27 protein-coding genes and 1 pseudogene are annotated in these 25,160 nt (G+C 65.7%); 15 read left to right on the top strand and 13 right to left on the bottom strand.

The genetic code is table 11. The annotated features are described in order from the left end of the window. From M7H45_RS00620 to M7H45_RS00590, 7 genes and pseudogenes are all read left to right on the top strand, one after another. A pseudogene (locus M7H45_RS00620) lies at positions 1-515 on the top strand (ribonuclease E/G); the annotation flags it as partial. A 133-nt stretch (positions 516-648) separates the two neighbouring features. Continuing rightward, entirely contained in the window at positions 649-1,425 is a 777-nt protein-coding gene (locus M7H45_RS00615) for a Bax inhibitor-1/YccA family protein (RefSeq protein ID WP_298213648.1), read from the top strand. A 4-nt stretch (positions 1,426-1,429) separates the two neighbouring features. After that, complete coding sequence (locus M7H45_RS00610) at positions 1,430-1,945, top strand: glycine cleavage system protein R (protein ID WP_298213646.1); 516 nt, start codon at positions 1,430-1,432, stop codon at positions 1,943-1,945. A 394-nt stretch (positions 1,946-2,339) separates the two neighbouring features. Then, complete coding sequence (miaB, locus tag M7H45_RS00605) at positions 2,340-3,698, top strand: tRNA (N6-isopentenyl adenosine(37)-C2)-methylthiotransferase MiaB (RefSeq protein WP_298213644.1); 1,359 nt, start codon at positions 2,340-2,342, stop codon at positions 3,696-3,698. After that, positions 3,695-4,717, top strand: coding sequence for a PhoH family protein (locus M7H45_RS00600; protein WP_408832224.1), 1,023 nt, complete (start codon positions 3,695-3,697; stop codon positions 4,715-4,717). Before miaB ends, M7H45_RS00600 begins: the two co-directional genes overlap by 4 nt. Positions 4,718-4,753: 36 nt before the next feature. Continuing rightward, positions 4,754-5,194, top strand: a complete 441-nt coding sequence (ybeY, locus tag M7H45_RS00595) for an rRNA maturation RNase YbeY (protein WP_298213642.1) — start codon at positions 4,754-4,756, stop codon at positions 5,192-5,194. Further along, positions 5,191-6,069, top strand: coding sequence for a hemolysin family protein (locus M7H45_RS00590; protein WP_298213640.1), 879 nt, complete (start codon positions 5,191-5,193; stop codon positions 6,067-6,069). The genes ybeY and M7H45_RS00590 overlap by 4 nt, the downstream gene beginning before the upstream one ends. A gap of 11 nt (positions 6,070-6,080) precedes the next feature. Here the strand turns inward: M7H45_RS00590 and M7H45_RS00585 are convergent, their stop codons facing one another. From M7H45_RS00585 to M7H45_RS00570, 4 genes are read right to left on the bottom strand one after another with little or no spacing between them, the layout of a single operon-like run. Next, positions 6,081-6,287 carry a hypothetical protein gene (locus tag M7H45_RS00585; RefSeq protein WP_298213638.1) on the bottom strand — a complete coding sequence of 69 codons (207 nt, stop codon included), beginning with the start codon at positions 6,285-6,287 and terminating at the stop codon, positions 6,081-6,083. Positions 6,288-6,300: 13 nt separating this feature from the next. Beyond that, entirely contained in the window at positions 6,301-7,065 is a 765-nt protein-coding gene (locus M7H45_RS00580; RefSeq protein ID WP_298213636.1) for an ABC transporter permease, read from the bottom strand. Next, on the bottom strand, positions 7,062-7,802 hold the full coding sequence (locus M7H45_RS00575; RefSeq protein WP_298213634.1) for an ABC transporter ATP-binding protein: 741 nt from the start codon (positions 7,800-7,802) through the stop codon (positions 7,062-7,064). Before M7H45_RS00575 ends, M7H45_RS00580 begins: the two co-directional genes overlap by 4 nt. Next, entirely contained in the window at positions 7,802-8,794 is a 993-nt protein-coding gene (locus M7H45_RS00570; RefSeq protein ID WP_298213633.1) for an ABC transporter substrate-binding protein, read from the bottom strand. Before M7H45_RS00570 ends, M7H45_RS00575 begins: the two co-directional genes overlap by 1 nt. Before the next feature lie 90 nt (positions 8,795-8,884). Here M7H45_RS00570 and M7H45_RS00565 point away from each other — a divergent pair, with 90 nt between their 5' ends. The 6 genes from M7H45_RS00565 (at position 8,885) to M7H45_RS00540 (ending at position 13,379) form a co-directional block, all read left to right on the top strand. Next, positions 8,885-9,220: a DUF1491 family protein gene (locus tag M7H45_RS00565; RefSeq protein WP_298213653.1), complete on the top strand. Its 336-nt coding sequence runs from the start codon at positions 8,885-8,887 to the stop codon at positions 9,218-9,220. 109 nt (positions 9,221-9,329) lie between these two features. Then, on the top strand, positions 9,330-9,893 hold the full coding sequence (ahpC, locus tag M7H45_RS00560; RefSeq protein ID WP_298213631.1) for an alkyl hydroperoxide reductase subunit C: 564 nt from the start codon (positions 9,330-9,332) through the stop codon (positions 9,891-9,893). 93 nt (positions 9,894-9,986) lie between these two features. Further along, positions 9,987-11,567: an alkyl hydroperoxide reductase subunit F gene (gene ahpF / locus M7H45_RS00555; protein WP_298213629.1), complete on the top strand. Its 1,581-nt coding sequence runs from the start codon at positions 9,987-9,989 to the stop codon at positions 11,565-11,567. Between the two features lie 11 nt (positions 11,568-11,578). Continuing rightward, a complete protein-coding gene (locus tag M7H45_RS00550; RefSeq protein ID WP_298213627.1) occupies positions 11,579-12,508 on the top strand; it encodes a hydrogen peroxide-inducible genes activator in 930 nt (309 codons plus the stop codon). A 5-nt stretch (positions 12,509-12,513) separates the two neighbouring features. Continuing rightward, entirely contained in the window at positions 12,514-13,212 is a 699-nt protein-coding gene (locus tag M7H45_RS00545; RefSeq protein ID WP_298213651.1) for a hypothetical protein, read from the top strand. Beyond that, positions 13,212-13,379 (top strand): hypothetical protein, encoded by a 168-nt coding sequence (locus M7H45_RS00540; RefSeq protein WP_298213625.1) that lies wholly within the window; start codon positions 13,212-13,214, stop codon positions 13,377-13,379. The genes M7H45_RS00545 and M7H45_RS00540 overlap by 1 nt, the downstream gene beginning before the upstream one ends. Before the next feature lie 2 nt (positions 13,380-13,381). On the opposite strand, the gene M7H45_RS00535 is transcribed toward M7H45_RS00540, so the two are convergent. The 7 genes from M7H45_RS00535 to M7H45_RS00505 form a co-directional block, all read right to left on the bottom strand. Further along, positions 13,382-14,410, bottom strand: a complete 1,029-nt coding sequence (locus M7H45_RS00535) for an aspartate-semialdehyde dehydrogenase (RefSeq protein WP_298213623.1) — start codon at positions 14,408-14,410, stop codon at positions 13,382-13,384. Between the two features lie 75 nt (positions 14,411-14,485). Continuing rightward, positions 14,486-14,911, bottom strand: a complete 426-nt coding sequence (gene atpC / locus M7H45_RS00530; protein ID WP_298213621.1) for an ATP synthase F1 subunit epsilon — start codon at positions 14,909-14,911, stop codon at positions 14,486-14,488. A gap of 3 nt (positions 14,912-14,914) precedes the next feature. Then, a complete protein-coding gene (gene atpD, locus M7H45_RS00525) occupies positions 14,915-16,345 on the bottom strand; it encodes a F0F1 ATP synthase subunit beta (protein WP_298213620.1) in 1,431 nt (476 codons plus the stop codon). Between the two features lie 13 nt (positions 16,346-16,358). After that, on the bottom strand, positions 16,359-17,249 hold the full coding sequence (locus M7H45_RS00520) for a F0F1 ATP synthase subunit gamma (protein ID WP_298213618.1): 891 nt from the start codon (positions 17,247-17,249) through the stop codon (positions 16,359-16,361). A 4-nt stretch (positions 17,250-17,253) separates the two neighbouring features. Further along, complete coding sequence (gene atpA, locus M7H45_RS00515; protein WP_298213616.1) at positions 17,254-18,786, bottom strand: F0F1 ATP synthase subunit alpha; 1,533 nt, start codon at positions 18,784-18,786, stop codon at positions 17,254-17,256. Position 18,787: 1 nt separating this feature from the next. Then, entirely contained in the window at positions 18,788-19,351 is a 564-nt protein-coding gene (gene atpH, locus M7H45_RS00510) for an ATP synthase F1 subunit delta (RefSeq protein WP_298213615.1), read from the bottom strand. A 141-nt stretch (positions 19,352-19,492) separates the two neighbouring features. Then, positions 19,493-20,059 (bottom strand): DUF2889 domain-containing protein, encoded by a 567-nt coding sequence (locus tag M7H45_RS00505; protein WP_298213613.1) that lies wholly within the window; start codon positions 20,057-20,059, stop codon positions 19,493-19,495. A gap of 213 nt (positions 20,060-20,272) precedes the next feature. On the opposite strand from M7H45_RS00505, the gene M7H45_RS00500 reads away from it, so the two are divergent. Then, on the top strand, positions 20,273-21,700 hold the full coding sequence (locus M7H45_RS00500; protein WP_298213611.1) for a Hint domain-containing protein: 1,428 nt from the start codon (positions 20,273-20,275) through the stop codon (positions 21,698-21,700). Between the two features lie 68 nt (positions 21,701-21,768). Here M7H45_RS00500 and M7H45_RS00495 read toward each other — a convergent pair whose 3' ends face one another. Both M7H45_RS00495 and fsa read right to left on the bottom strand, forming a co-directional pair. Then, positions 21,769-22,671, bottom strand: a complete 903-nt coding sequence (locus tag M7H45_RS00495; protein ID WP_298213609.1) for a tyrosine-type recombinase/integrase — start codon at positions 22,669-22,671, stop codon at positions 21,769-21,771. Continuing rightward, positions 22,664-23,320, bottom strand: a complete 657-nt coding sequence (fsa, locus tag M7H45_RS00490; protein ID WP_298213607.1) for a fructose-6-phosphate aldolase — start codon at positions 23,318-23,320, stop codon at positions 22,664-22,666. Before fsa ends, M7H45_RS00495 begins: the two co-directional genes overlap by 8 nt. 46 nt (positions 23,321-23,366) lie before the next feature. On the opposite strand from fsa, the gene priA reads away from it, so the two are divergent. Next, on the top strand, positions 23,367-25,160 hold a 1,794-nt coding region (priA, locus tag M7H45_RS00485), incomplete at its 3' end, for a primosomal protein N' (RefSeq protein ID WP_298213605.1).

Here is a 25,160-nt window from a genome sequence, read left to right as displayed (position 1 = left end):
GCCGCCGGGGCGAGAGCCGCGGCGCGGAGCCCATGCCGGCGGCAGAACCGGAACCGCCCCCGGCGGCGGAGGCGGCCTCGCCGTCTGAGCTGGATTTGGCCTTGGCCGCCGCGTTTGGCGGGGATGAGAGCACCGTGCCGGAAACGGCTTCCCCGGCAGAGCTGGTGGCCGAAGCGCCAGAACCGGAACCCCCCGCGTCCGAGGCGCCCGAGGCGCCCAAGCGACGCCGCGCCCCCCGCAAACGCGCGGCGGCGGATGAAGCGGATGGCGGAGAGCCGAAGCCGGCGCCCCCCAAGCGCGCGCCGCGCAAACGCAAGGAGGCCGCAGCGCCTCCGGCGGAAGGAGCGGAAGGAGAGCGTTCGGCTCCCACCCCCCGGCCCGAGGCCGAGGCCAGCGAGGCGCGGTTGGAAACCGCTGAGGCGGAAGGCGGGCCGGCGGAGCCGGCGGTCAAGCCCGTCGTGATCGGCGCGGGCGAGGCGGCGGCTACGAAAAAAACCGGGTGGTGGCGGCGCTGAAGGCGCGGCCCCGCCTTACAATTTGTAGCGCAATGGTGATGACCCGCACCGCTCATTCCCCTTGAAAACCGGGGAAAACCTGCGAATCATACGTAGTGCCCGTATTGGGCGTTCTTTAGGAGCAACAACCCCGATGGCTTTTAACCCGAACCAATCGTACCGCCCTGTTCAGGCCGGCTATGCCGCCTATGGCAGCGCCGCGCTGGATACGGGACTGCGCGCCTATATGCTGCGCGTTTACAACTGGATGGCGTCCGGCCTGGTGCTGACGGGTCTGGTGGCGTTCGCCATCTCCCACACCGCCTTGATGAATCTGTTCTACCAGCCGGTGCAAACGGCGGGCGGCATGGCGGTGCATCCCACCATTCTCGCCTATATCGCGATTTTCGCGCCGCTGGCTTTCGTCATGGTGCTCAGCTTTGGCGTCAACCGGCTCTCCACCACTGCCGCGCAAGCCCTGTTCTGGATTTTTTGCGCTGTGATGGGGGCGTCCATGACGAATATCTTCGTCATCTACACCGCCACCTCGATCGCCTCGGTTTTCTTTGTCACCGCCGCGATGTTCGCCGCCACCAGCCTTTATGGCTACGTGACCGGGCGTGACCTCACCAGCTGGGGCGCCTTCTTTTTCATGGGGCTCATCGGCATTCTCGTTGCCATGGTGGTGAATATCTTTTTGCATTCTCCGGCCATCGCCTTTGCGGTGTCCATCCTGGGCGTGTTCATCTTTCTCGGCCTCACCGCCTACGACACGCAGCGGATCAAGACCGATTATATCCAGTTCGGTTCCACCTATGGCGTGGACATGGCAGCCAAGCGCTCCGTCTATGACGCGCTGCAGCTTTATCTGAACTTCATCAATCTCTTCATGTTTCTGTTGCAGCTTTTCGGTCAGCGCAACCAGCGCTGAGTCTGTGGCCTCTCTCGTTGTAAGCCTGGCCGGGATGGACCGGCCGGGCCTGGTTAACAGCCTCTCGGTGCGCATCGCCGCCATGGGCGGCAGCTGGCTGGAAAGCCGCCTCGCCCATTTGGCGGGCGTGTTCGCGGGCATCGTCCTGGTTCGGGTCGCGGATGAGCAGGCGGAGGCGCTGGCGGCCTCGCTTGCCGCCCTGTCGGGCGAGGGTCTCACCGTCCAGGTTCTGCCCGGCGCGGCTCCCGCGCCCCCGGCGCGGGAAATGACGTTTGAATTGGTAGGAAATGATCGCCCGGGCATCGTGCGTGAGGTGACGGAGACGCTGCGCGGATTGGGCGCCAATATCGAGGAATTTTCCTCTCATATCCAAAGCGCGCCCTTTACCGGCGCGGAGATGTTCCGCGCCCTCATCCGGCTCGGCCTGCCCGCCGGCCTGAGCATACATGACGTCCGGGCCGCCCTTGAAAGCCTGACGGCGGAGTTCATGGTGGATATCACGGAGCCCGAGGCGGTATAGCCACCCTCCGTCTGGCTCCGTCCCGGAATCGAGATCGATTTCCCGGTCATCGCCCCCTATTCTGCATGCCGCCTCGAACTCCACCGTGACCGCGTCCGCCTGCCGGCGGAGAAGGCGTTGCTATGATGATCGCCGCAATGCTTCCCACGCCGCAGCCGAAGTGAATGCGCCTATCGGGATTGAGGGCGGCTGCCGGTGCGGCTGCAGCAAAGTTGCGCGTCTCGACGCGACAGATCCGGATAATCCAAAGGAGATATGTCATAAATTTTCTTGACACGGCGCGGCCGCCTGTTGCCGAATGGCGCTATGCTGAGGAGAAATTTCAAGCCTTGCGCTTGACCTGCGGGTCCGCCTTGCGTTTCTCCATCCGGATGAACCGGATGGACCAAACCGTATGACATCTTCAGCCAAATCTCCTCGCACCCTGCACGTCATCACCCATGGCTGCCAGATGAACGTCTATGACAGCGCCAGGATGACGGACCTGCTGCGTCCTCTGGGCTATCGGGTGGTGAACGCCCCGGAGGGGGCGGATATGGTCATCCTCAATACCTGTCATATCCGCGAGCGGGCCGAGGAGAAGGTATTCTCCCAGCTCGGCCGGTTGCGGAAAATGAAGGAGGGGCAGGGCGGGGCCATGATGATCGCCGTTACCGGCTGCGTGGCCCAGGCGGAGGGCGAGGTGCTCGCCCGCCGCGCCCCGTTTGTCGATCTCGTGGTCGGCCCCCAGGCCTATCATCGGCTGCCGGAACTCATCGCCGCCGCGCACCGCCGCCAGGGGGTGGTGATCGACACGGATTTTCCGGCGGAACAGAAATTCGACCACTTGCCAGATGACGCGGCGCCGCAAGGCGTCGTCTCTTTCCTTTCCATCCAGGAAGGCTGTGACAAATTCTGTTCCTTCTGCGTGGTGCCTTATACGCGCGGGGCGGAGGCCTCCCGCCCCGCGGCGGGCGTCATCGCCGAGGCGCGGCGGATGGTGGCGCAGGGGGCGCGGGAGATCGCCCTGCTCGGGCAGAATGTCAACGCCTATCATGGCGAAGGGCCGGATGGCGGGGAATGGAGCCTGGCCCGGCTGCTCTACGCCCTCGCCGAGATCGAAGGGCTGGAGCGGCTGCGTTACACCACCTCCCACCCCAATGAGATGACGGAGGATCTCATCGCCGCCCACGGGGATAATCCCAAGCTGATGCCCTTTTTGCATTTGCCGGTGCAATCCGGGTCGGACAAGATCCTCGGCGCCATGAACCGCAAGCACAAAGCGGATGAGTTTCGCCGCATCGTCGAGGCGCTGCGCGCCGTGCGGCCCGATATCGCCTTGTCCTCGGATTTCATCGTTGGCCATCCCGGGGAGACGGAGGAGGATTTCGCCGCGACGATGCGATTGGTGGAGGAGACGGGCTTCGCCCTGGCCTATTCCTTCAAATATTCGCCGCGCCCAGGCACGCCGGCGGCGGCGCTGCCCCAGATCGAGGAGGCGGTCAAAGACGCCCGGCTCCAGCAATTACAGGCCCTGCTGCGCGCCCAGCAAGCCGCTTTCAACGCGGCGCTGGTGGGGCGCGAAACGCCGGTGCTTTTTACCGGCCCCGGGCGGCACGCCGGGCAGAGCGCCGGGCGCTCCCTTTGGTTGCAGCCGGTGGTGGTTGAGCACCAGGCCAACCTCACCGGCACCATAGGCAGGGTGAAAATCACCCGGGCCAACCCCAATTCTTTGGCAGGCCAGATTGTAAGTAAGGAGCAAATCGCCGCTTGAGCCAGATCATCGTCACCCCCGCCTCCGCCCCGCTCGCGCTGCCGCGCTCGCTCACCATGACGTTCGGCAGCAATGCGCTTCTCTCCATGCTGCTGGGAGATCACGACCGCCATCTGGCCCGGATCGAACAAAGGTTGGGGGTTCGTCTCGCCTGTAGAGGCAACCGGATCTCGATCACCGGCACGGCGGCGCAGGTCTCGGCGGCGGAGGCGGCGCTGGCCACGCTCTACCGGCAGCTTGAGGAGGGCGAGATGATCGACGGCCCCAAAGTGGACGCCGTGTTGCGGCTGACGGACCCGGCGGCCGAGCCCCGCTTGCCGCTCGCGGACATGCCGGCCATCCGCACCCGCAAAGGCGCGATCGGCCCGCGCAGCCAAGGCCAGGCCGCCTATATGGAAACCCTGGCGAAACACGAGATGGTGTTCGGCCTCGGCCCGGCCGGCACGGGCAAGACCTATCTCGCCGTCGCCCAGGCGGTGGAAATGCTGACCGCCGGCAGGGTGGACCGGATCATCCTCTCCCGCCCGGCGGTGGAGGCGGGCGAGAGGCTGGGCTTTCTCCCCGGCGACATGAAGGAGAAGGTCGATCCCTATCTCCGCCCGCTTTACGACGCTCTGAACGACATGCTGCCCGGTGAACAGCTGGCCAAGCGTCTGGCCAGCGGGGAGGTGGAGATCGCCCCGCTCGCCTTCATGCGCGGGCGGACCCTTGCCCATGCCTTCGTCATCCTCGATGAAGCGCAGAACACCACCCCGGTGCAGATGAAAATGTTCCTGACCCGCATGGGGGAGGGGACGCGTATGGTCATCACGGGCGATTTGTCGCAGATCGATCTGCCGCCCAATATACGCTCCGGCCTGGCGGACGCGCTGGAAACGCTGGAAGGGATACCCGGCATCGGCGTGACCCGGTTTTCCAATGCCGATGTCGTCCGCCATCCGTTGGTGGCGCGGATCGTCGAGGCCTATGATCAGCGTTACAAGGCGGTGAAGGAGCAGGCGCGCGAGCGGCAAGGTTGACTCACGGCGCGCCCCCCGGCAACAAACCGCCTAGCCATGGACGATCCTGAAAGTCCCGGCCCCCCTCGGGGGGTGGAGATTGTCATCACCGACCGGCGTTGGCGCGCCCGCGTGCCGGATGTTCTGCTCCGGGTTCGGCGCGCTCTCGCCGCGGCCGGTTGCGCTGCGAGCGTGGCGCTGACCGACGACCGCACGGTGCGGCGGCTGAATTTCCGCGACCGCGGCAAAAACAAGCCCACCAACGTGCTGACCTACGAACAGCCGCCCGAGATTCTGCTGGCCTTCGGCGTCGTGGCGCGCGAGGCCCGGCGGGAGGGCAAGAGCCTCGCCCGGCATCTCAGCCATCTTCTCATCCATGGCGCGCTCCATCTACAAGGCTACGACCATCACCATCCCGGCGCGGCTAGGGAAATGGAGGCGGAGGAAACCCGCATCCTGAGCCGGCTGGGCGTTCCCAACCCATGGAAAAACCGATGAGCAACGCGCTGACCCGCCTGCTGGGCAAATTGCGCAGCCAGGAGCAATCGGTGCGGGACTCCATCGCGGAACTCGTGCAGCAGCCGGAAAACCGGGGGGAGAGCGAACCGGCGCCGGGCGAATCGCTGGATCTGAACGCGCAGGAGCGGGCGTTGATCGCCAATGTGCTGCGCCTGCGCGACATCACCGCCGATGACGTGATGGTTCCCCGTCCCGATATCGTGGCGATGCGGGTGGATGTCACCCTGGACGAGGCCTTGGCCTTGATCCGCAAGGAAGGCCATTCCCGCATGCCGGTGTATCGCGAATATCTCGATGACGTCGCCGGCATGGTGCATATCAAGGATGTATTCGGCTTTACCGGCAAGCCGGAGGATTTTTCGGTCGAGAAAATCCTGCGCAAGCCGCTAATGGTCGCGCCGCAGATCGCGGTGCTCGATTTGCTGCTGCAAATGCGCCAGACCCATACTCATCTCGCTCTGGTGGTCGATGAATATGGCGGCATAGACGGGCTGGTGACCATCGAGGATCTGGTGGAAACCATCGTCGGCGACATCTCCGACGAGCATGACGAGATCGAAGGCCCGATGCTGGTCGAGCGGGCCGATGGCGCCTATGACCTCAACGCCCGCCTTCCCATCGAGGAATTCGAGGCAAAGCTCGGCCCCGTGCTCACCGAGAGCGAACGCGCCGCTGACATCGAAACCGTCGGCGGCCTGGTGTTCAACCTGGCGGAGCGGGTCCCCGCGCGCGGCGAGATCATCACTCACCCCTCAGGTGTGGAGTTTCTCGTTCTCGACGCGGATGCCCGGCGCATCCGCAAGCTGCGCGCGCGGCGGGTGCATCCCGCCGCCCCGGACCCGGACGAAAGCTGAGTCGTTTCCGTTCAGAGGGGTTTATGCGCCTTGTCCAGGAGGCGTGAGATCAGCCCTTTCTTCTTCTCAGGTTTCGGCTTCGCCTTCTGCGCCTCGTCCTCCGCCTGCTTCGCCTTGCGCTTCAGCCATTCCTCCAGGCTCATGCCCGCCTTGCGGGCGCGCTCCTGCTCATAGGCTGTCTGGCCCTTGCTGCGTTTCTTTTCCGTCGCGCTGGTCATGGCCGTCTCCGTATCACGGCGAGTCCCGTTTGGACAACACGATGCGCTCGACCAGGCCGAACCCGGCATAGATGGCGATTCCCGCCCCGCCGAGCAGGAAGAGGGCGGCGAACATGCGCGGGATTTGCAGCCTGTAGCTGGCCTCGATGATCTCCCAGGCCAGGCCTGAGGCAAAGCCGCCCGACCCGGCCACGAACTCCGCCACCACCGCCCCCACCAGCGCCAGCGTGCCCGCCAAGCGCAGCCCGCTCAAAAAATACGGAAGGGCATGGGGCAGGGAGAGCCAGAACAGGGTTTGCCAGCGGGTGGCGCCGTTCAACCGGAAGAGATCCAGCAGCTCGGGCGGGGTGGCGGCCAGCCCGGCGGCGGTGTTGGAAAGCACGGCGAAAAAGGCGACGAGAACGGCGCAGATCACCAGGGCGAAGAATGGCTGGCCGACCCAGAGGATGATGAGCGGCGCGATGGCGACGATGGGCGTGACCTGGAGGATGACGGCCCAGGGCTGGATGGCGGCGCGCAGCAAGGGGCTCGCCGCCATGCCCAGGGCCAGGAGAACGCCGAGGATGGCCGAGATGCCCAGCGCCGCGAAGGTCACCCCCAAGGTGGAGAGCAGCCCCGCGCCCAGGGCGGCCCGCGCCTGGTAAAGCGCGCGGGCGATGGCGAGCGGCCCCGGCAGGATATAGGCGGGCGTTTGCGTGACCCAGACCCCCGCCTGCCACAGCGCCAGCGCCAACAGGCCGAAGGCGAACGGCGCCAGGCGCTCGCTCCGCCGGCTCATGGCGCCATGATCCGCTCGACGCTGGCCTGGAGGCTGGCGACAAGCTGAAAATAGGCCTCGCTCGTGCGCCGCTCCCGTCCCTCCGGCAGGCGGGGGCGGAAGTCCTGGGCGATCCGCCCCGGCCGGGGCGACATCATCAGGATGCGGCTGGCGAGAAAAGCGGCCTCGTAGATCGAATGGGTCACGAACACCACCGTTTTGCCGCTGCGCCGCCAAAGACCGTGGACATCCGCTTGCAATTTCTGGCGGGTCAGCTCGTCGAGGGCGGCGAACGGCTCGTCCATCAGCAATAATTCCGGCTCGCCCACCAGCGCCCGGGCGATGGAGACGCGCATCCGCATCCCTCCTGAAAGCCCCCTCGGCCGCATCCCGGCAAACTCCCCCAGCCCCAGCTGCGCCAGCGCCGCTTCCGCCCGCGCCCGGGCTTGCGCCTCGGCCACGCCCCGCAACCTCAGGGGCAGCGCCACATTGGCCGCCGCATCCGCCCAGGGCAGGAGGGTAGGGTCTTGAAAGACATAGCCGATCTCGCCCGGGGCAGGCTTGCCGCCATGCCCCCAATCGATTTCGCCGCCGCTCGGGCTTTCCAGCCCGGCCAGCAGGCGCAGCAGGGTGGATTTGCCGCAGCCCGATGGCCCGAGCAGAACGATGAACTCGCCCGGCGCGATTTCGGCGGTGACCTCCGCCAATGCCTCCGTGCCGTTATCGAAGCGTTTCGCGACCTGCCGCAGGGCGAACATCAATAACCTTGCGGGCGGCCATGATCGATGAATTGCAGCGTATAGGCGGCCCTATAATTTAAACCCGGGTCATACAGCCCGGCCTTGACCATCTGGTGGAAGAAACTGGCCCAGCGCGCATCAGTCATGGCGAAGATGCCGAGCGACTTGGTGTCGCCCGCATCGACGATGCCGCGCGACTTCAACTGTCCGTAGGCGAATTGCATCAGCCCGTCGCTCATATCCGGATTGGCGGCCTTGATGGCGGCGAAGGCGGGAGCGGGATTTTTATAGAGAAAATCATACCACCCCTGGGCGGAGGCTTCGATGAAGCGCCGCACCACGTCCGGATGGTTCTGGATCATGTCGTCGCTGGTGGCGATGAGGCTGGCATAGCCGTCGAACCCGGCATCCGGCAGCGCCAGAACCACCGGCCACTTGCCGGTGGCCTGATGCACGAGATAGGGCTCGGAGGTGACATAGGCTTCCTGGATCGCTTTCTTGTTGGCGAGAAACGGTGTGAGAGAAAACCCGTAGGGCCGCAGCTGCGAATCGGAATAGCCGTATTTGGATTTGAGAAAGAGCCACCAGCTTGCCCTGGTATTGGTGGAGATGGCGATCGGCTTGCCTTTCAGATCAGCGAAGGAATCATTGCCCTGGCCGGGATGGGCGATGAGACAATCCGGATCTTTCTGGAATCCCGCGGCGATGACCTTGTAGGGGATGGCCTCCTGAACAAAGTTCAACGCCAGGAAGGCGTTGGAGCTAATCTCGAAATCGAGCTTGCCGGAGATCAGCAGCTGGGCGGTGTTTACTTGCGGCCCGCCCGGATAGATGGTGACATCCAGCCCGGCCTTTTTGTAAAGGCCTTCCGCCAGCGCCTCGTAATAGCCGCCATATTCGGGCTCGGCGATCCAATCCAGGCCGAAGGTGATCTTATCGGCGGCCTGCGCGGCTTGGGTGAGGATGACGAGCGCGGCGGCGGCGAGGGCAACGCGGAGCGGGTGGAACATACGGACGACTCCAGACTCTTGCGGTTGAACGTCAAGACCCGCGGACCGGCGGAACAGGCCGGGGCGGGGTTACGAAAGGTAGGCATTACCATGGCCGAGGCCAGGATCAAGGCGGGAGTTTGGGTCTCGGCGGCGTTGCGGCTGGGCATGCTGGATGGCAAGCCGGGCGTGGTGGTGCGCAAGGGCGACGCGGATGCGGGCGGTGTGCTGGTGAAGCTGCATGGCCGCACCGGTTGCATGGTCCTCAGCCAGTTCCGGGACATGAACGGCGATCTGGCCTGGATGCGCGCCACCGGGCCCGAGCCGGTGGCGGAAGCCGTGGTGGATGAGTATATCGCCCGCCAAGTCAGGTTCGACCCTGATCTATGGGTGCTGGAATTCGACGCGGCGGATTATCTGCCGCCTTTCGAGGGCAAGATCGTTTAAGCGGTCATCGTTTCAATCGATCATAGTATCACATAAAATCAATTTTATTCATGCTACGGAGTTGGCTATAACGCCTTTCGTTGAGATTCAACAAACGGAAGGATATCCCATGTCGCTCATCAATACCGAAGTGAAGCCCTTCACGGCGCAGGCTTTCCATAACGGCAAATTCGTCACCGTCAGCGAGGCTGACCTCAAGGGGAAATGGTCGGTCGTGTTCTTCTACCCGGCCGATTTCACCTTCGTCTGCCCCACCGAGCTGGAGGATCTCGCCGATAATTACGCCGAGTTCAAGAAGCTGGGCGTCGAGATCTATTCCGTCTCGACCGATACGCATTTCTGCCACAAGGCCTGGCACGACACCTCCCCGGCGATCAAGAAAATCGAATATGTCATGATCGGCGACCCGACCCATGTCATCTCCCGCAATTTCGATGTGTTGATCGAGGATGCGGGCGTGGCGGATCGCGGCACTTTCGTCGTCGATCCTGATGGCAAGATCCAGATCATCGAGATCAATGCCGGCGGCATCGGCCGGGACGCCAAGGAGCTGCTGCGCAAGGTCAAGGCCGCCCAATACGTCGCCGCCCATCCGGGCGAGGTCTGCCCCGCCAAATGGCATGAGGGCGAAAAGACCCTGGCGCCGTCCCTCGATCTGGTCGGCAAGATCTGACCGCCCCGGCCAGCGCGGGATTTTCTTTCCGCGCTGGCCCGCTTCCCATATTCACTCCCGCCGCTGCGAGCGGGCGGCGAAAGGATTTCCCCTATGCTGGACGATAATCTCAAAGGTCAGTTGAAGGCCTATCTGGCCCGCATCGCCGAGCCCATCGAGCTGGTGGCGAGCCTCGATGACGGCCCGCTCTCCCAGGAGCTGCGCGGGTTGCTCGAAGATATCGTGGCGCAGAGCGACAAGATCACGCTCCGGCTGGACGGGGCCGATCAGCGTGTGCCGTCCTTCGAGATCCGCAAGGCGGGAGGGGGGCGGGGCGTGCGCTTCGCCGGGCTGCCGATGGGGCATGAATTCACCTCGCTGGTGCTGGCCCTGCTGCAAACCGGGGGGTATCCGCCCAAGGTCGCGCCGGAGGTGGTCGAACAGATCAAATCCCTGCCGGGCAAGTACGATTTCGTCACCTATTTCTCCCAATCCTGCCAGAACTGCCCGGATGTGGTGCAGGCTCTCAATCTCATGGCCATCCTCAACCCCAACATCACCCATGTGGCGGTGGATGGCGCCGCCTTCCAGCGCGAGGTGGAGGAGCGCAAGGTGATGGGCGTGCCCGCCGTATTCCTGAACGGCGAGCCGTTCGGCCAGGGGCGCATGGATATCGAGCAGATTCTCGCCAAGCTCGACACTGGCGCCGCCGCGCGCGATGCGGAGAAGCTCTCCGCCCGGGAGCCGTTCGACGTGCTGATGGTGGGCGGTGGCCCGGCCGGGGCGGCGGCCGCCATCTACGCGGCGCGCAAGGGCATACGCACCGGCGTGGTGGCGGAGCGGTTCGGCGGCCAGGTGCTGGACACGATGGCGATCGAGAATTTCGTCTCGGTCTCCTATACGGAGGGGCCGAAATTCGCGGCCGCGCTGGAGCAGCACGCCCGTGACTATGACGTGGACATCATGAAGGGGCAGACCGTCACCACTCTCGTGCCGCCCGCCCAGAAGGGGGGGCTCTATGAGGTACGGACGGTGAGCGGCGCGACACTCAAATCCAAAACCCTCATTCTCTCTCCCGGCGCGCGCTGGCGGACGATGGGCGTGCCCGGCGAGGCCGAATACCGCCTGAAAGGCGTGGCCTATTGCCCGCATTGCGACGGTCCGCTTTTCAAGGGCAAGCGCGTGGCGGTGATCGGCGGCGGCAATTCCGGCGTCGAGGCGGCGATCGACCTCGCGGGCCTTGTCTCCCATCTCACGCTGATCGAATTCGACCCGCAGCTGCGCGCGGACGCGGTGCTGCAAGCCAAGCTGCGCAGCCTGGCGAATGCCAGCATCATCGTCTCGGCCCGCACCACTGAGGTTCATGGCGATGGCGAGAAGGTCACCGGCCTTTCCTATGAGGACCGCAACACCGGCGCCATTCATCGCGTGGAGCTGGAGGGGGTATTCGTGCAGATCGGCCTCGTGCCGAATACCGAGTGGCTGAAAGGCGCGCTGGCCTTGACCCCGCGCGGCGAGATCGAGGTGGATGCGCGCGGCGAGACCTCGCTGCCGGGCGTGTTCGCGGCGGGAGACGCCACCACCGTGCCCTATAAGCAGATCATCATCGCGGCGGGGGACGGCGCCAAGGCCGCGCTCTCGGCCTTTGATTATCTCATCCGCCTCACCCCGGTGGAAGCGGCGAAGGCCGCCTGACAGGGCGGTCCATGGCCTATCTGCCCAGCCCCCAGCAGCTTCGCTATCTGGTGATGCTGGCGGAGACCCGGCATTTCGGCCGGGCCGCCGCCGCCTGCGCGGTGTCGCAATCCACCCTCTCGGCCGGAATCCTGGCGCTGGAGCGGACGCTGAACGCCCAGATCCTCGACCGCAGCGTCGCCAAGCACCCGGTTTTCACCCCGCTGGGGCATGAGCTGGTGGCCAAGGCGCGCGCCGCGCTCGCCTCCCTCTCCGCCATCGCCGAGGCGGCGGATGCGGCCCGCGCGCCGATGTCCGGCCCGATGCGGCTTGGCATCATCCCCACCATCGGCCCGTTCCTGCTGCCCCGGCTGATGCCCGCGCTGCGGGCGCATCATCAGGCCCTGCGCCTCTTTCTGCGCGAGGACCAGACCGAGCGCCTGCTCGACCAGCTCGAGGCCGGGCTGCTGGATGTGCTGATCCTGGCCTTGCCCTGCGCCTGTGGCGATGCCGAGACCTTCCCCCTGGTGAGGGATGATTTCATGGTGGCGCTGCCCCCCGGCCATGCTCTGGCGGCGCGGGCCGGCGTGAGCATGGCGGACCTGGCCGCCGAATCCTTCCTGCTGCTGGAGGACGGGCATTGCCTGCGCGACCAGGTGCTGGCGGTGTGCGGCACCGGCCTGCCACGAGACAAGGAACAGCGTTTCGCCGCGACCTCGCTGCACACCCTCATCCAGATGGTCGCGGGCGGGCTTGGCGTCACGCTGGTGCCGCGCCTGGCGGTGGAGGCCGGGGTGGCGGCGGGCACCGGGGTTGAGATCCGGGCGCTGGAAGGGCATGGCGGCCGCAGCCTCGCCTTGGCTTGGCGGGCGGGCAGCCCCCGCGCCGGGGAGTACCGGGCGCTGGTCCCGCTGGTGATGGCCGCTTGCGGCCACGACCAGCCAGAGGAGCTGATGGCGTGACGGGCATGCTTCTCGCCGTTTTTCTCACGGCGGCGGTCGAATGGGTGGAAGCCTATACCATCATTCTCGCCGTTGCTCTCTCCATAGGCTGGGGCCGGGCCCTGCAAGCCATGGGCGCGGCGCTGGCGGCGCTGGCGGCGCTTACCGCGGCGGGGAGTTTTCTCCTCACCCGCATCCAGGATCTGCGGGTTCTGCAACTCCTCATCGGTGTCTTCCTTCTCCTCTTTGGCCTGCGCTGGCTGGCCAAGGCGGTGGCGCGCGGCGCCGGGCTGAAGGCGCTCCACGACGAGGCGGCGGAATTCAAGGCCTTGCGGGGACGCGCGGATTTGCACGACCGCCGCGCCGCCTGGCTCGTCGCCTTCAACGGCACGCTGCTGGAAGGTCTGGAGGTCTGGTTCATCGTGGTCACGCTGGGGGTGCAGACCGGCCATCTCGCCGCCGCCGCCTTGGCCGCCTTGCTGGCCCTCGCCGTGGTGGCCGCCATGGGCGCGGCGCTGCATAAGCCCCTGGCGCGGGTGCCCGAGAACGCCATCAAGTTCCTGGTGGGCGCGGCGCTGCTCAGCTTCGGCACGTATTGGACGCTGGAGGCGCTCGGCTATCGCTGGCCGTTGGGCGATGCCACGCTCATCGCGCTTCTGGCTTTTTACGCGATGGGCGGGCTCGCCCTCATCCGGCTTTATGCCGGGACAAGGGCGCGGCCCTGATGCGCGGTTTGTTCAAAACCCTATTCGGGGATGCGCGCCATGTTGTGGCGGTGGCGCTTTGCCTGATGGTGACGCTGGCGGCGCTGCGCTCGCCAGCCGCCCCCGCCGCCGGTCTGGTCTTGCCGCTGTGCCTGCTGGCGGCGGCGGCCTACCTTGCCCGGCGGTAGCGTCAGGCGGCCTGGCGGAGCAGTTTGCGCGCCACCAGCGCCTCGGCGATCTGCACTGCGTTGAGCGCCGCCCCTTTGCGCAGATTATCCGAGACGCACCAGAAGGCGAGGCCGTTCTCCACCGTCGGGTCCCTGCGCAGGCGGGAGATGAAGGTCGCGTCCTCGCCCACGCAGTCGATGGGCGTGATATAGCCGCCCGGCACGCGCTGGTCCTCCACCACCACGCCAGGCGCCTTGGCCAGCGCCGCGCGCGCCTCCTTCACGCTCACCGGCGTCTCGAACTCGGCAAATACCGCCTCGGAATGGCCGACGAAGACCGGCACCCGCACGCAGGTCGCCACCACCTTCACCGCGGGATCGAGGATCTTCGCCGTCTCGACCATCATTTTCCACTCCTCCTTCGTCGCCCCGTCATCCATGAACACGTCGATCTGCGGGATGACGTTGAAGGCGATGTCCTTGGGAAAGACCTGCGGCCGGGCCTTTTCGTTGACGAAGGAGATTTTGGTGTTGTGGTATAGCTCGTCCATCCCCTCCTTGCCCGCGCCGGAGACGGATTGGTAGGTTGAGACGACGACGCGCTTGAGCCTGAAGCGGTCGTGGAGCGGCTTCAACGCCACCACCATCTGGATGGTCGAGCAATTCGGATTGGCGATGATGTTCCGTTTCGCAAATTTCGCGAGATCCTGCGGGTTGACCTCCGGCACCACCAGCGGCACGTCCGGTTCCATGCGGAATTGCGAGGTGTTGTCGATGACCACGCAGCCCTGCGCGGCGGCGCGCGGGGCATGAATGGCGGAAACCGAGGCGCCGGGAGAGAACAGGCCGATATCCCAGCCGGAGAAGTCGAAACTCTCCAGGTTCTGCACTTTCAGCACTTTGTCCTCGCCGAAGGACACTTCCTGCCCGGCGGACCGGCCCGAGGCCAGGGCCGCCACCTCGCGAACCGGAAAGTTGCGTTGGGCAAGGGTTTTGAGAATTTCCCGGCCGACCGCGCCAGTAGCGCCCACGACCGCGACCCGGTACGACATGGTTGAGATCTCCCAGAAACTGCGCTGGGGTTACGGCCAAACGCGCCGGCGCGCAAGCGCCGCGCGGGGTGGGGTTTAAGGCTTGGCCGGGCTTGGCGAGGGGAGGGCGCTATCGACCATCGCCTGGGCCGCGATCAGCCTGTCCGAGGCCTCGCGATACGCATCGGCATCGGTCAGATCCACAGCGGCATAGGCCGCTTGCGCCGCGCTCAGCTCGGCCTCCGCCTTGGCTTTGTCGATCTCCGCCTGGCGGATGATGGTGTCGGCCAGCACCGAGCAGCGCGATTCCGTGACCTCGGCGAAGCCGCCGGTGACGAAAAACCGGTCAGTGACGGCGCCCGCCTCGTAAAGATCGACCAGCCCGCCGCGCAGGCTGGTGACCAGCTTGGCGTGACCAGGCAGGATGCCGAGATCGCCCTCCGTGCCTGGGATGACGACCATATCCACATCACGGGCCAGGAGCAGCCGCTCCGGGCTAATGATTTCCAGCGCCAAGGACATGGCTCAAGCCTTCGCCGCCAGTGATTCGGCCTTGGCCACCGCGTCCTCGATGGTGCCGACCATATAGAACGCAGCCTCGGGCAGGTGGTCGTACTCGCCCTTGACGATGCCCTTGAAGCCGCGAATCGTATCCTCGACCTTGACGAACACGCCCGGCGTGCCGGTGAACACCTCCGCCACATGGAAGGGCTGGGAGAGGAAACGCTCGATCTTGCGGGCGCGGGCGACGATCAGCTTGTCGTCCTCGGAAAGCTCGTCCATGCCGAGAATGGCGATGATGTCCTGCAAGGATTTATAGGTTTGCAGCACGCGCTGCACGTCGCGCGCCACCTGGTAATGCTCGTCGCCGACGATGCGGGGGTCGAGCGAGCGTGAGGTCGAATCCAGCGGGTCCACCGCCGGGTAGATGCCTTTTTCGGCGATGGCGCGGTTGAGCACCGTGGTGGCGTCGAGATGGGCGAAGGTGGTGGCGGGGGCCGGGTCGGTCAAATCGTCGGCGGGCACGTACACGGCCTGGACGGAGGTGATCGAGCCTTTCTTGGTGGAGGTGATGCGCTCCTGCAACGCGCCCATATCCGTCGCCAGGGTCGGCTGGTAGCCCACGGCGGAGGGGATGCGGCCCAGCAGGGCCGACATTTCCGCGCCCGCCTGGGTGAAGCGGAAGATGTTGTCGATGAAGAACAGCACATCCTGGCCGCCCTGGTCGCGGAAATACTCGGCCATGGTGACGCCGGAAAGGGCGACGCGCGCGCGCGCGCCCGGCGGCTCGTTCATCTGGCCGTAGACGAGCGCCACCTTGGAACCCTCGGTATCATGCTCGTTCAGCTTGATGACGCCGGCATCGACCATTTCATAGTAGAGGTCGTTGCCCTCGCGGGTGCGCTCCCCCACCCCGGCGAAGACGGAGACGCCGCCATGCCCCTTGGCGATGTTGTTGATGAGTTCCTGGATGATGACGGTTTTGCCCACTCCGGCGCCGCCAAACAGCCCGACCTTGCCGCCTTTGAGATAGGGCGCGAGCAGATCGACCACCTTGATGCCGGTGACGAGGATCTCCGCCGAGCCCGCCTGCTCCTCGAAAGAGGGGGCGTCCCGATGGATCGGGCTATGGGCGGCGGCCGGGATCGGCCCGCGCTCGTCAATCGGCTCGCCGATGACGTTGAGGATGCGCCCGAGTATCCCCGGCCCCACCGGCACGGTGATGGAGGCGCCCGTATCGGTAACGCTCTGGCCGCGCACCATGCCATCGGTGGTGTCCATGGCGATACAGCGCACCGTGCGCTCGCCGATCTCCTGCGCCACCTCCAGCACCAGGCGGCGCTCGCCCACCTTGGTCTCCAGCGCGTTCTGGATGAAGGGCAGCGCGCCGTCGAACTCCACGTCGACGACCGCCCCGTTGATCTGCGTCACTCGACCGGTATTGTTGCTTGTCATCTCTCTTCAGTCCTCAAACGGCTTCCGCGCCGGAAATGATTTCAATCAGCTCTTTGGTGATGTTGGCCTGCCGCTCGCGGTTATAGCTGAGGGTCAGCTTTTTGATCATCTCGCCCGCGTTGCGCGTGGCGCTGTCCATCGCGGTCATCTGCGCGGCGTAGAAGCCGGCGGCGTTTTCCAGCAGCGCGGCATAAATCTGCACCGCGAGATTGCGGGGCAGCAGCCGGTCGAGCAGCGTCCCGTCATCCGGCTCGATCTCGTAATTATGCTCCATCGCCGCGGCGCGGGCCTGGTTGTCATTGGCGCCGGGCTGGGCGGCGGGGATCAGAGCCTGCTCGAAGGGGCGCTGGCTCATCACGTTGTGGAACCGGTTGAAAATCAGCGTCACCACGTCGTATTCGCCCGCCCGGAAGCCGCGTATAAGGTCGCGGGCGACATCCTCGGCGTCCTCGAAGGCCACGGTTTTCCTGGCCGCGAAATTGCGGGTGCCGGTCAGCCGCTCGCGCATGTCGCGGCGCAGCGCCTCGCCGCCCTTGCGGCCCAGGGCGAGAATCTTCACCGTCTTGCCCTCGGCGATCAGCCCGGCGGCCTTCTGGCGCACCTGCTTGGCAATATTGGCGTTGAAGGCGCCCGCCAGCCCGCGATCGGCGGTGACCGCCACCAGCAAATGCGTCTGGCTCTTACCGTTGCCGACCAGCAGCCGATGCGCGTTGGGGTTTTCCGCCTCGGAGGCGGCGAGGGCGGCGAGCATCTCAGCCATCCGCACCGCGTAGGGGCGGGAGGCCTCGGCCTGGGCCTGGGCGCGGCGGAGCTTGGCCGCCGCCACCATCTTCATCGCGCTCGTGATCTTCTGCGTGGATTTGACGCTGTTGATCCGGTTGCGCAGGTCTTTCAGCGAGGGCATGGCTTCACCCGAAGCTGCGGAGCTGGGCTTCGATGAACTCGATCAGCGTCTTCTCGGTTTCCGGTTTCAGCTGCTGGTCCGTCTCGATGGTTTGCAGAATTTCGGGGGCCGTCGCCTTCATGCTCGCCAGGAGATGCGCCTCGAAGGCGGTGACCTTGTCCACCGGCACGTTATCCAGATAGCCCCGCGTGCCCGCGAAGACGGAGACCACCTGCTCTGCCACCGAGAGCGGCTTGAATTGCGGCTGCTTGAGCAGCTCGGTCAGCCGCGCGCCGCGCGCCAGCAGCTTCTGCGTGGCGGGGTCGAGGTCGGAGGCGAACTGGGCGAAGGCCGCCATCTCGCGGAACTGGGCGAGGTCTAGCTTGATCTTGCCCGCCACTTGCTTCATCGCCTTGATCTGCGCGGCGGAGCCGACGCGCGAGACCGAGAGGCCGACATTGATGGCCGGACGGATGCCCTTGAAGAACAGCTCCGTCTCCAAGAAGATCTGGCCATCGGTGATGGAGATGACATTGGTCGGGATATAGGCCGATACGTCGCCCGCCTGGGTCTCGATCACCGGCAGGGCGGTCAGCGAGCCCGCGCCGTATTCGTCGGACATCTTGGCCGCGCGCTCCAGCAGGCGGGAATGCAGATAGAACACGTCACCCGGATAGGCCTCGCGTCCCGGCGGGCGGCGCAGCAGCAGCGACATCTGGCGGTAGGCCACGGCCTGCTTGGAGAGGTCGTCATAGCCGATCAGCGCGTGCATGCCGTTATCACGGAAATACTCGCCCATCGTGCAGCCGGTATAGGGGGCGAGATACTGCATCGGCGCTGGGTCGGAGGCGGTGGCGGCGACGACGATGGAATATTCCATCACGCCGTACTCCTCCAGCGTGTTCACCAGCTGGGCGACGGTCGAGCGCTTCTGGCCGACGGCGACATAGATGCAATAGAGCTTCTTGCTCTCATCCCCGGTGGCGTTGACCGCCTTCTGGTTGATGATGGTGTCGACGATCAGCGCGGTCTTGCCGGTCTGGCGGTCGCCGATGATCAGCTCGCGCTGGCCGCGGCCGACGGGGACCAGCACGTCGATGGCCTTGATGCCGGTCTGCATCGGCTCATGCACAGATTTGCGCGGGATGATGCCGGGCGCCTTGGTCTCCACCAGCCGGCGCTCGGCATAAATCACCGGACCTTTGCCATCCAGCGGGTTGCCCAGCGCGTCCACCACCCGGCCGAGCAATTGCTTGCCCACCGGCACATCGACGATCTCGCCGGTGCGGGTTACGGTGTCGCCCTCGCGGATCGCCTTGTCGCTGCCGAAAATGACGATGCCGACATTGTCGGTTTCCAGGTTGAGGGCCATGCCCTTCAGCCCCGCGCCGGGGAAATTCACCAGCTCGCCGGCCTGCACATTGGCGAGGCCGAACACGCGCGCGATGCCGTCCCCCACGGAGAGAACCTGGCCGGTCTCGGCCACATTGGCTTCGGTGTCGAAATCCGCGATCTGACGCTTCAGAATCTCGGAGATTTCGGCGGGACGGATCTCCATCTCAGGCAGCTCCCTTTAGAGAATAATTGAGCCGGTTCAGGCGTGATTTGAGTGTGGCGTCGTATAATCTGTCGCCGATCTGCAGCTTGAGGCCGCCGAGCAGCGATTCGTCCTGGTGCTCGGCGAGCCGGACATTGCCATAACCGGATTCGGCCAGGCGCTGGCGCAACTGGCGGCGCTGCTCCTCGCTCAGCGGGTGGGCGGTGGTGACATGGGCGACGATCTCGCCGCGCCGCGCCGCCTCATAGGCCGCGAATCCCTCGATCAGCATCGGCAGATCCCGCAAGCGGCGATTGGCCGCGGCGACGCCCACGAAATTGCGCACGAGCTTGGAGACGCCCTGCCCGGCCAACGCCTCGTCCAGCGCCCGGGCGGCTGCGGCGGCATCGATGAGCGGGTTGGCGATCAGCGCCGCCAGGGCCGGGCTTTTCTTGATCAGGCGCCCCAGCGCCCGCATCTGCTCGGCCGTCTCATCCAGCGCGCCCTGCTCCGAGGCGAGCGTGTAGAGAGCCGCCGCGTAGCGCGCCGCCAGGCCGTTGAGGGATGTGCCGGTGATATCGACCAAATCTGCCCGCCTTTGTTGACGTTAAGTTGCCGCGCTCTGAAATATAATGCCTCTGATCAGGCTCGGCGGGGCAGTAACATAGGGTCTGGGCGGCAGCAAGACCATAATGACGTTGCGGAAGCCTTGGCGCGCCGGTTCCGCTTATTTCCCCTCCACAGGCTCCATGCCGGCGAGCAGCGCGGTCACCAGCGGGCTCGTTTCCCCATAGGTGTGGCAACTGCCGATGAGACGCCGCACCGCCTCTTGCTTTTCATCCAGAGACTGAAGGTGGCCCATGGCCACGCCATAGCGCGTCTGGATGGCGGTGGTGGCGAGCGGCTGCAGCAACTCCCGCAAATGGGTGCAGCCCGCATCCCCGGCGAGCCGGGCCATCGCTTCCTTGATGAAGCCCTTGCCGATGCGCAAGCCCACCAGCCTCTCCATTCCCAGCGGGGCCCGCGCGCATAAATCGAGCATCGGCGCCGCATCCGTCACCGCCGCGCAGGCGGTGATCTCCAGCTCCTCCATCGTCAAGGTCAGCCTGATCCACATGTCGTGCAATGGCTCGCCCCCGGCCACAGGATAATCGCTAATCGTCCAGATATTTCCGGGTTTGACATCGGTCAGCCGCGCTTCGACCTCGATTTGCCCATCCTCCCGAAAATACCCGCGAAGCCTGATGTCGCGCATATGGGCGAGCTGGCGCGGGGCGGCAGGGGGCAGCGGCATCGTTTCTGGTCCTTCAAGCGAATGTCGCGCGGGCGCGATCTCAACCCTCGTCCTGCCATGGGCTGAATGTGCGCACAACCGGCAAAAAGCGGCGGCCAAATAATCAAGAATTTCTAAAAAAGCATCTAAAAAATAAGAAAACCCAAATAGTTTTTGATTTTCATTCCTGCGCCTGCTAGCGACTCCTTATCAAAAAAGAGGAGATTTTCTCATATGGTGAGCGCAAAATTGAGTTTTGGGCCAAATGCCGGTGGGGTCAGCTATGAGTTAACCCCCGAATACGGGCTTTTTGGCAATCTAAAAAGTTATACTTTGCAAATTTTTGAGATGGGGGTTCCGTCGGGAGCGCCCGTTAAGGAAATTTCTCCCGCTGCGGTACTAACCGGGAATGGAACGATCCATCTCGGTAGTGCTTTCGCATCTCCAGTTGTTGTCATTCCGCCAGGTATTTCGGGCCGGGTAGAGATCGAAGGCTCTTTTGCCAGCAACACCACGATTTATGTTGGTGGGACCGCAACGATTAATACGGAGAGCTCTCTTCTTTCCAATCTCACGATCGAGGTGCAGGGCGGCAGTGCTACCGCCGCAGACGGTGTGGCCGCATTGAGCGGAATGACGGTGAACCTGACCGATGGCGGGACGTTTTCCAACGGCAATGCCCTTCTTAATGTCCTTGACAACACCACGATTAATTTTGGGCAGGGCGGCGGCACCTTTGTCGAAAACGCGGGCGGTGCCTTTATTGGCCTAATCAATGGCCTTAATATCAATAGTTTCGATGCCGCGGTCGACAAGATTCAATACCAGAACCTGTCTTCCGCCTGCACGAGCTACAATATCACCAACAACAAGAATATTTTTGGCAAGATCATCTCCCAGACCATCACGCTATATGGGTCCACTGGCAAAGCGATCGCGACCTCTACCGTTAATCTTGCCACCGGAGCCACGCCACTGCCCGCGGGAACCTATACACAAGGGCACTCCGGCCCGCTGACGGTCGTCGAATCCGGCTCCGGTTCCCACTTTACCGTAACCATCGATCCGTCTCCCGGCATCGTCCCGTGCTTCTATGCCGGCACGCTCATCGCCACGCCGGAGGGGGAGATCGCGGTCGAGGATATCCGCGCCAGCACCGTGCTGCGCTTGGCCGATGGCCGGGAGGCGGCGGTCCGCTGGGTGGGCCATAGCGCGGTTTCCACCCGCTTCGCCGACCCTCTGCGCGTGCTGCCCATCCGCATCAAGGCCGGGGCGCTGGGCGAGAACCTGCCCGCGCGCGACCTGCTTCTTTCTCCCGACCATGCCGTTTTCATGGATGGTATATTGGTGAATGCGGGCGCGCTGGTGAATGGCACCAGCATCATCCGCGATGAGAGCGTGCCGGAGATGTTCACCTATTATCATGTCGAGCTGGCGGGGCATGAGCTGCTCCTGGCCGAGGGCGTGCCCTCGGAGACCTTCCTCGACAATATCGACCGGCTCAATTTCCATAATTGGGATGCGCGCACCGCGCCGGATGAGGCCATTGCGGAGATGGAGTATCCCCGCGCCAAATCTCACCGGCAGGTGCCGCACGCCATCCGCGCCGCGCTGGCCGCGCGGGCCGCGCAAATGCAGGGCGTCGAGGTCGAGGCCGCCTGACCAGCCGCTCCCTTTCGTTTCGATGAGCCGCTCCGCCTCCCGGCGGGGCGGTTTTCGTTTGCGGGGTCTCAGGCGCGGGGATGCGCCCGGCGCCAGATATCCAGAAGCTGGCCTGCCTCCACCTCCGTATAACGCTGGGTGGTGGAGAGGCTGGCATGGCCCAGCAGGTCTTGGATGGAGCGCAGATCCGCCCCGCCCGCCAGCAGATGGGTGGCGAAGGAATGGCGTAGCGCGTGGGGCGTGGCGTGCTCGGGCAGGCCGTGCAGGCGGCGGAAATCCCGCAGGCGCTTTTGCGCCACCCCCGGGTTCAGCCTGCCGCCCCGCGCGCCGATGAAAAGCGGCTCCCCCCGCCCGGGGTTGGGGTGGAGCGCCAGCCAGGCGGCGAGGGCGGCGCGCAAAGCGGGCAGCAGCGGCGCGATCCGTTGCTTATTGCCCTTGCCGGTGACACGCAGGGCGCCATCCGCCGCCGGCAGGTCGCCGATATCGAGCGCCAGCGCCTCGGCGATGCGCAGCCCCGCGCCATAGAGCAGCGCCATCAGCGCCGTGTCGCGCGCCTGTATCCAGGGCTCATCCGCATCCTCGCCGATCTCCCGCACCACGCGCAGCGCGTCGGCGGGCGGCAGGGCCTTGGGCAGAGGCGGCCTCGGCTTGGGCCGGGCGATCAGCGAAAGCTGCGCGTCGTCAACGCCGTGCCGGCGGCGCAGATAGCGGTAGAGGCTCTTGAGCGCGGAGAGCTTGCGGGCGCGGGTGGCGTTGACATCGCCCCGCAGGGCGGCGCGGGCGAGGAAGGCGCGGAAATCGGCGGCGCGCAACCCGCCCAGCAGGCCGGGCGTCACCGCCTCGCCCGTATGCTCGGCGCAGAAGGCGAGAAAGGCGCGCACGTCGGGGGCATAGGTTTCCACGGTCTTCGCCCCGGCCCGGCACTCCCCGCCAAGCCAGCCGCGATATTCGGCCAGCAGCGCCTCAGACAATGCTCTGGCCGGTACCCGCCCAATCCTTGAGGAAGGCGGCCAGCCCCTTATCGGTCAGCGGGTGAAGGTAAAGCTGGCGGATGACGGCGGGCGGAATGGTGGCGATATCGGCGCCCAGCTTCGCTGCCTCGATCAGATGGATGGGGTGGCGGATGGAGGCGGCCAGCACCTCGGTTTTGAGGGCGGGGTAATTGCCATAGATTTGCACGATATCGGCGATCAGCTCCATGCCGTCATGGCCGATATCGTCCAGCCGGCCGATGAAGGGGGAGATGAACGCCGCTCCGGCCTTGGCCGCCAGCAGCGCCTGGGCCGGAGAGAAGCAGAGCGTCACGTTGACCATCACCCCCTCCTGGGCGAGGGCGTGGCAGGCTTTCAGCCCGTCCGGCGTCAGCGGCACCTTGATGGCGACATTGGGGGCGATTTTGCGCAGCACCGCCGCCTCGGCCAGCATCTGCCGGTAGTCAGTGGCGGCGACCTCGGCGCTCACCGGGCCGGGGACGATCTCGCAGATCTCGGCGATGACCTCCAGAACCTTGCGGCCCGATTTGGCGATGAGGGAGGGGTTGGTGGTCACGCCGTCCAAAAGCCCGGTGGCGGCGAGCTCCCGGATTTCGCTGATTTCGGCGGTATCGACAAAGAATTTCATGGATGGCTTTCCGCTGGGCAGGCTCTCTGGTTTAAGAGCATACAGCATGGAGCCCCCCTCCCGGACAAGCCGCGTCAGCGTCCTGCTTCTCTATAAATTCGACAAGGCTTTCACCTATGAAACCGCCTTTCCGCTCTTGCCGGGCGCGCTGGTGCGTGTGCCGCTTGGGCGGCGGCTGGTGACGGGGGCGGTGTGGGAGGACGCGCCGGACGCGGCGGTGAAGACGCGCCCGGTGGCGGAGGCGCTCGCCTTCCCGCCCTTGCCGGAGAGCCTGCGCCGTTTCATCGACTGGGTGGCGGCCTATACCCTGGCGCCGCGCGGCGATGTGCTGGCGCTGACGGTGAAGGAGTCGCTGCTGGCGCCCCCCTCCAAACGCCTTATTAAAAACCCGCCTGCCCGGCCGGACCCGGCCGCCCGGCCCGGCCCGGATCTCTCCCCCGCCCAGGCGGCGGCGGCGGCGGCCCTGACGGCGGATGTGGCCTCGGGCGGTTTTGCCGTGACGCTGCTGGAGGGCGTTACCGGCTCAGGCAAGACCGAGGTGTATCTGGAGGCGGTGGCGGCGGTCCTGCGGGCGGGCCGCCAGGCGCTGGTGCTGCTGCCGGAAATCGCGCTCACCGTGCAGATGCTCACCCGTTTCGAGGCCCGCTTCGGCGCGCCGCCCCTTCTCTGGCATTCCGCCCTCACCCCGGCGCGGCGCCGCGCCGTCTTCCGGGCGGTGGCCGAGGGCAGGGCGGAGATCGTGGTGGGGGCGCGCTCGGCCCTGTTTCTGCCCTTTCCCGCGCTCGGCCTCGTGGTGGTGGATGAGGAGCATGAGACCGCCTTCAAGCAAGAGGATGGGGTAACCTACCACGCCCGCGACATGGCGGTGGTGCGGGCCAAGCTCTGCGCCTGCCCGGCGGTGCTGGTGAGCGCCACGCCCAGCCTGGAAACGGCGGAGAACGCCGCCCAAGGCCGGTATAAATGGCTGCATCTGCCCATCCGCCATGGCGGCGCGGCGCTGCCGGAGGTGCAAGCGGTGGATTTGCGGCTGCACCCGCCCGAGCGTGGCCGCTTTCTCTCCCCCCCGCTGGTGGCGGCGATGCGCGAGACGCTGGCGCGCGGGGAGCAGGCCATGCTGTTTCTCAACCGGCGCGGCTACGCCCCGCTTACCTTATGCCGCGCCTGCGGCCACCGGCTCTCCTGCCCGCATTGCGCGGCCTGGCTGGTGGAGCACCGCGCTTCGCCGCGCCTCTCCTGCCATCATTGCGGTTTCACCATGCGGCGCCCGGAGCAATGCCCGGCCTGCGCGGCGGAGGGGAGTTTCGTGCCGGTCGGCCCAGGGGTGGAGCGCATCGCCGAGGAGGTGGCCGAGCGGTTTCCAGAAACGCCGGCGCTGGTGATGGCCTCGGACGTGATCGCGGGCCCCGCCCAGGCCGCCGAGGCGGCGCGGCGTATCCTCGCCCGGGAAATCGGCATCCTCATCGGCACGCAGATGGTGGCGAAAGGCTGGCATTTTCCGCATCTCACCCTGGTGGGGGTGGTGGATGCCGATCTCGGCCTTACCGGCGGGGATTTGCGGGCGGGCGAACACACCGTGCAGATGCTGCACCAGGTCGCGGGCCGCGCGGGCCGGGCCGGGGCGCCGGGGCGGGTGCTGCTGCAAAGCTACGACCCCGCCCATCCGGTGATCGCGGCGCTGCTCTCGGGCGATTTGGCCGGGTTTCTCGCCCAGGAGGCGGCCTTGCGCCGGCCCGGCCATTGGCCGCCTTTCGGGCGGCTGGCGGCGCTGATCGTCAGCGCCCGCGACGAATCCCTCGCCGATCAGGCCGCGCGGGCGCTGGCCCGCGCGGCGCCGCGCGCG

This window comes from Acidocella sp. (assembly GCF_027352905.1).
Classification (GTDB): Bacteria; Pseudomonadota; Alphaproteobacteria; order Acetobacterales; family Acetobacteraceae; genus Acidocella.
This window is presented reverse-complemented; position numbering and strand designations above follow the sequence as displayed.

What these genes read in the sequence shown, in the direction of transcription:
- M7H45_RS00615 (WP_298213648.1), top strand. Translation starts at nt 649, where the DNA reads ATGGCTTTTAACCCGAACCAATCGTACCGCCCTGTTCAGGCCGGCTAT.
- miaB (WP_298213644.1), top strand. Translation starts at nt 2,340, where the DNA reads ATGACATCTTCAGCCAAATCTCCTCGCACCCTGCACGTCATCACCCAT.
- ybeY (WP_298213642.1), top strand. Translation starts at nt 4,754, where the DNA reads ATGGACGATCCTGAAAGTCCCGGCCCCCCTCGGGGGGTGGAGATTGTC.
- M7H45_RS00590 (WP_298213640.1), top strand. Translation starts at nt 5,191, where the DNA reads ATGAGCAACGCGCTGACCCGCCTGCTGGGCAAATTGCGCAGCCAGGAG.
- M7H45_RS00585 (WP_298213638.1), bottom strand. Translation starts at nt 6,287, where the DNA reads ATGACCAGCGCGACGGAAAAGAAACGCAGCAAGGGCCAGACAGCCTAT.
- M7H45_RS00580 (WP_298213636.1), bottom strand. Translation starts at nt 7,065, where the DNA reads ATGAGCCGGCGGAGCGAGCGCCTGGCGCCGTTCGCCTTCGGCCTGTTG.
- M7H45_RS00575 (WP_298213634.1), bottom strand. Translation starts at nt 7,802, where the DNA reads ATGTTCGCCCTGCGGCAGGTCGCGAAACGCTTCGATAACGGCACGGAG.
- M7H45_RS00570 (WP_298213633.1), bottom strand. Translation starts at nt 8,794, where the DNA reads ATGTTCCACCCGCTCCGCGTTGCCCTCGCCGCCGCCGCGCTCGTCATC.
- M7H45_RS00565 (WP_298213653.1), top strand. Translation starts at nt 8,885, where the DNA reads ATGGCCGAGGCCAGGATCAAGGCGGGAGTTTGGGTCTCGGCGGCGTTG.
- ahpC (WP_298213631.1), top strand. Translation starts at nt 9,330, where the DNA reads ATGTCGCTCATCAATACCGAAGTGAAGCCCTTCACGGCGCAGGCTTTC.
- ahpF (WP_298213629.1), top strand. Translation starts at nt 9,987, where the DNA reads ATGCTGGACGATAATCTCAAAGGTCAGTTGAAGGCCTATCTGGCCCGC.
- M7H45_RS00550 (WP_298213627.1), top strand. Translation starts at nt 11,579, where the DNA reads ATGGCCTATCTGCCCAGCCCCCAGCAGCTTCGCTATCTGGTGATGCTG.
- M7H45_RS00545 (WP_298213651.1), top strand. Translation starts at nt 12,514, where the DNA reads ATGCTTCTCGCCGTTTTTCTCACGGCGGCGGTCGAATGGGTGGAAGCC.
- M7H45_RS00540 (WP_298213625.1), top strand. Translation starts at nt 13,212, where the DNA reads ATGCGCGGTTTGTTCAAAACCCTATTCGGGGATGCGCGCCATGTTGTG.
- M7H45_RS00535 (WP_298213623.1), bottom strand. Translation starts at nt 14,410, where the DNA reads ATGTCGTACCGGGTCGCGGTCGTGGGCGCTACTGGCGCGGTCGGCCGG.
- atpC (WP_298213621.1), bottom strand. Translation starts at nt 14,911, where the DNA reads ATGTCCTTGGCGCTGGAAATCATTAGCCCGGAGCGGCTGCTCCTGGCC.
- atpD (WP_298213620.1), bottom strand. Translation starts at nt 16,345, where the DNA reads ATGACAAGCAACAATACCGGTCGAGTGACGCAGATCAACGGGGCGGTC.
- M7H45_RS00520 (WP_298213618.1), bottom strand. Translation starts at nt 17,249, where the DNA reads ATGCCCTCGCTGAAAGACCTGCGCAACCGGATCAACAGCGTCAAATCC.
- atpA (WP_298213616.1), bottom strand. Translation starts at nt 18,786, where the DNA reads ATGGAGATCCGTCCCGCCGAAATCTCCGAGATTCTGAAGCGTCAGATC.
- M7H45_RS00505 (WP_298213613.1), bottom strand. Translation starts at nt 20,059, where the DNA reads ATGCCGCTGCCCCCTGCCGCCCCGCGCCAGCTCGCCCATATGCGCGAC.
- M7H45_RS00500 (WP_298213611.1), top strand. Translation starts at nt 20,273, where the DNA reads ATGGTGAGCGCAAAATTGAGTTTTGGGCCAAATGCCGGTGGGGTCAGC.
- fsa (WP_298213607.1), bottom strand. Translation starts at nt 23,320, where the DNA reads ATGAAATTCTTTGTCGATACCGCCGAAATCAGCGAAATCCGGGAGCTC.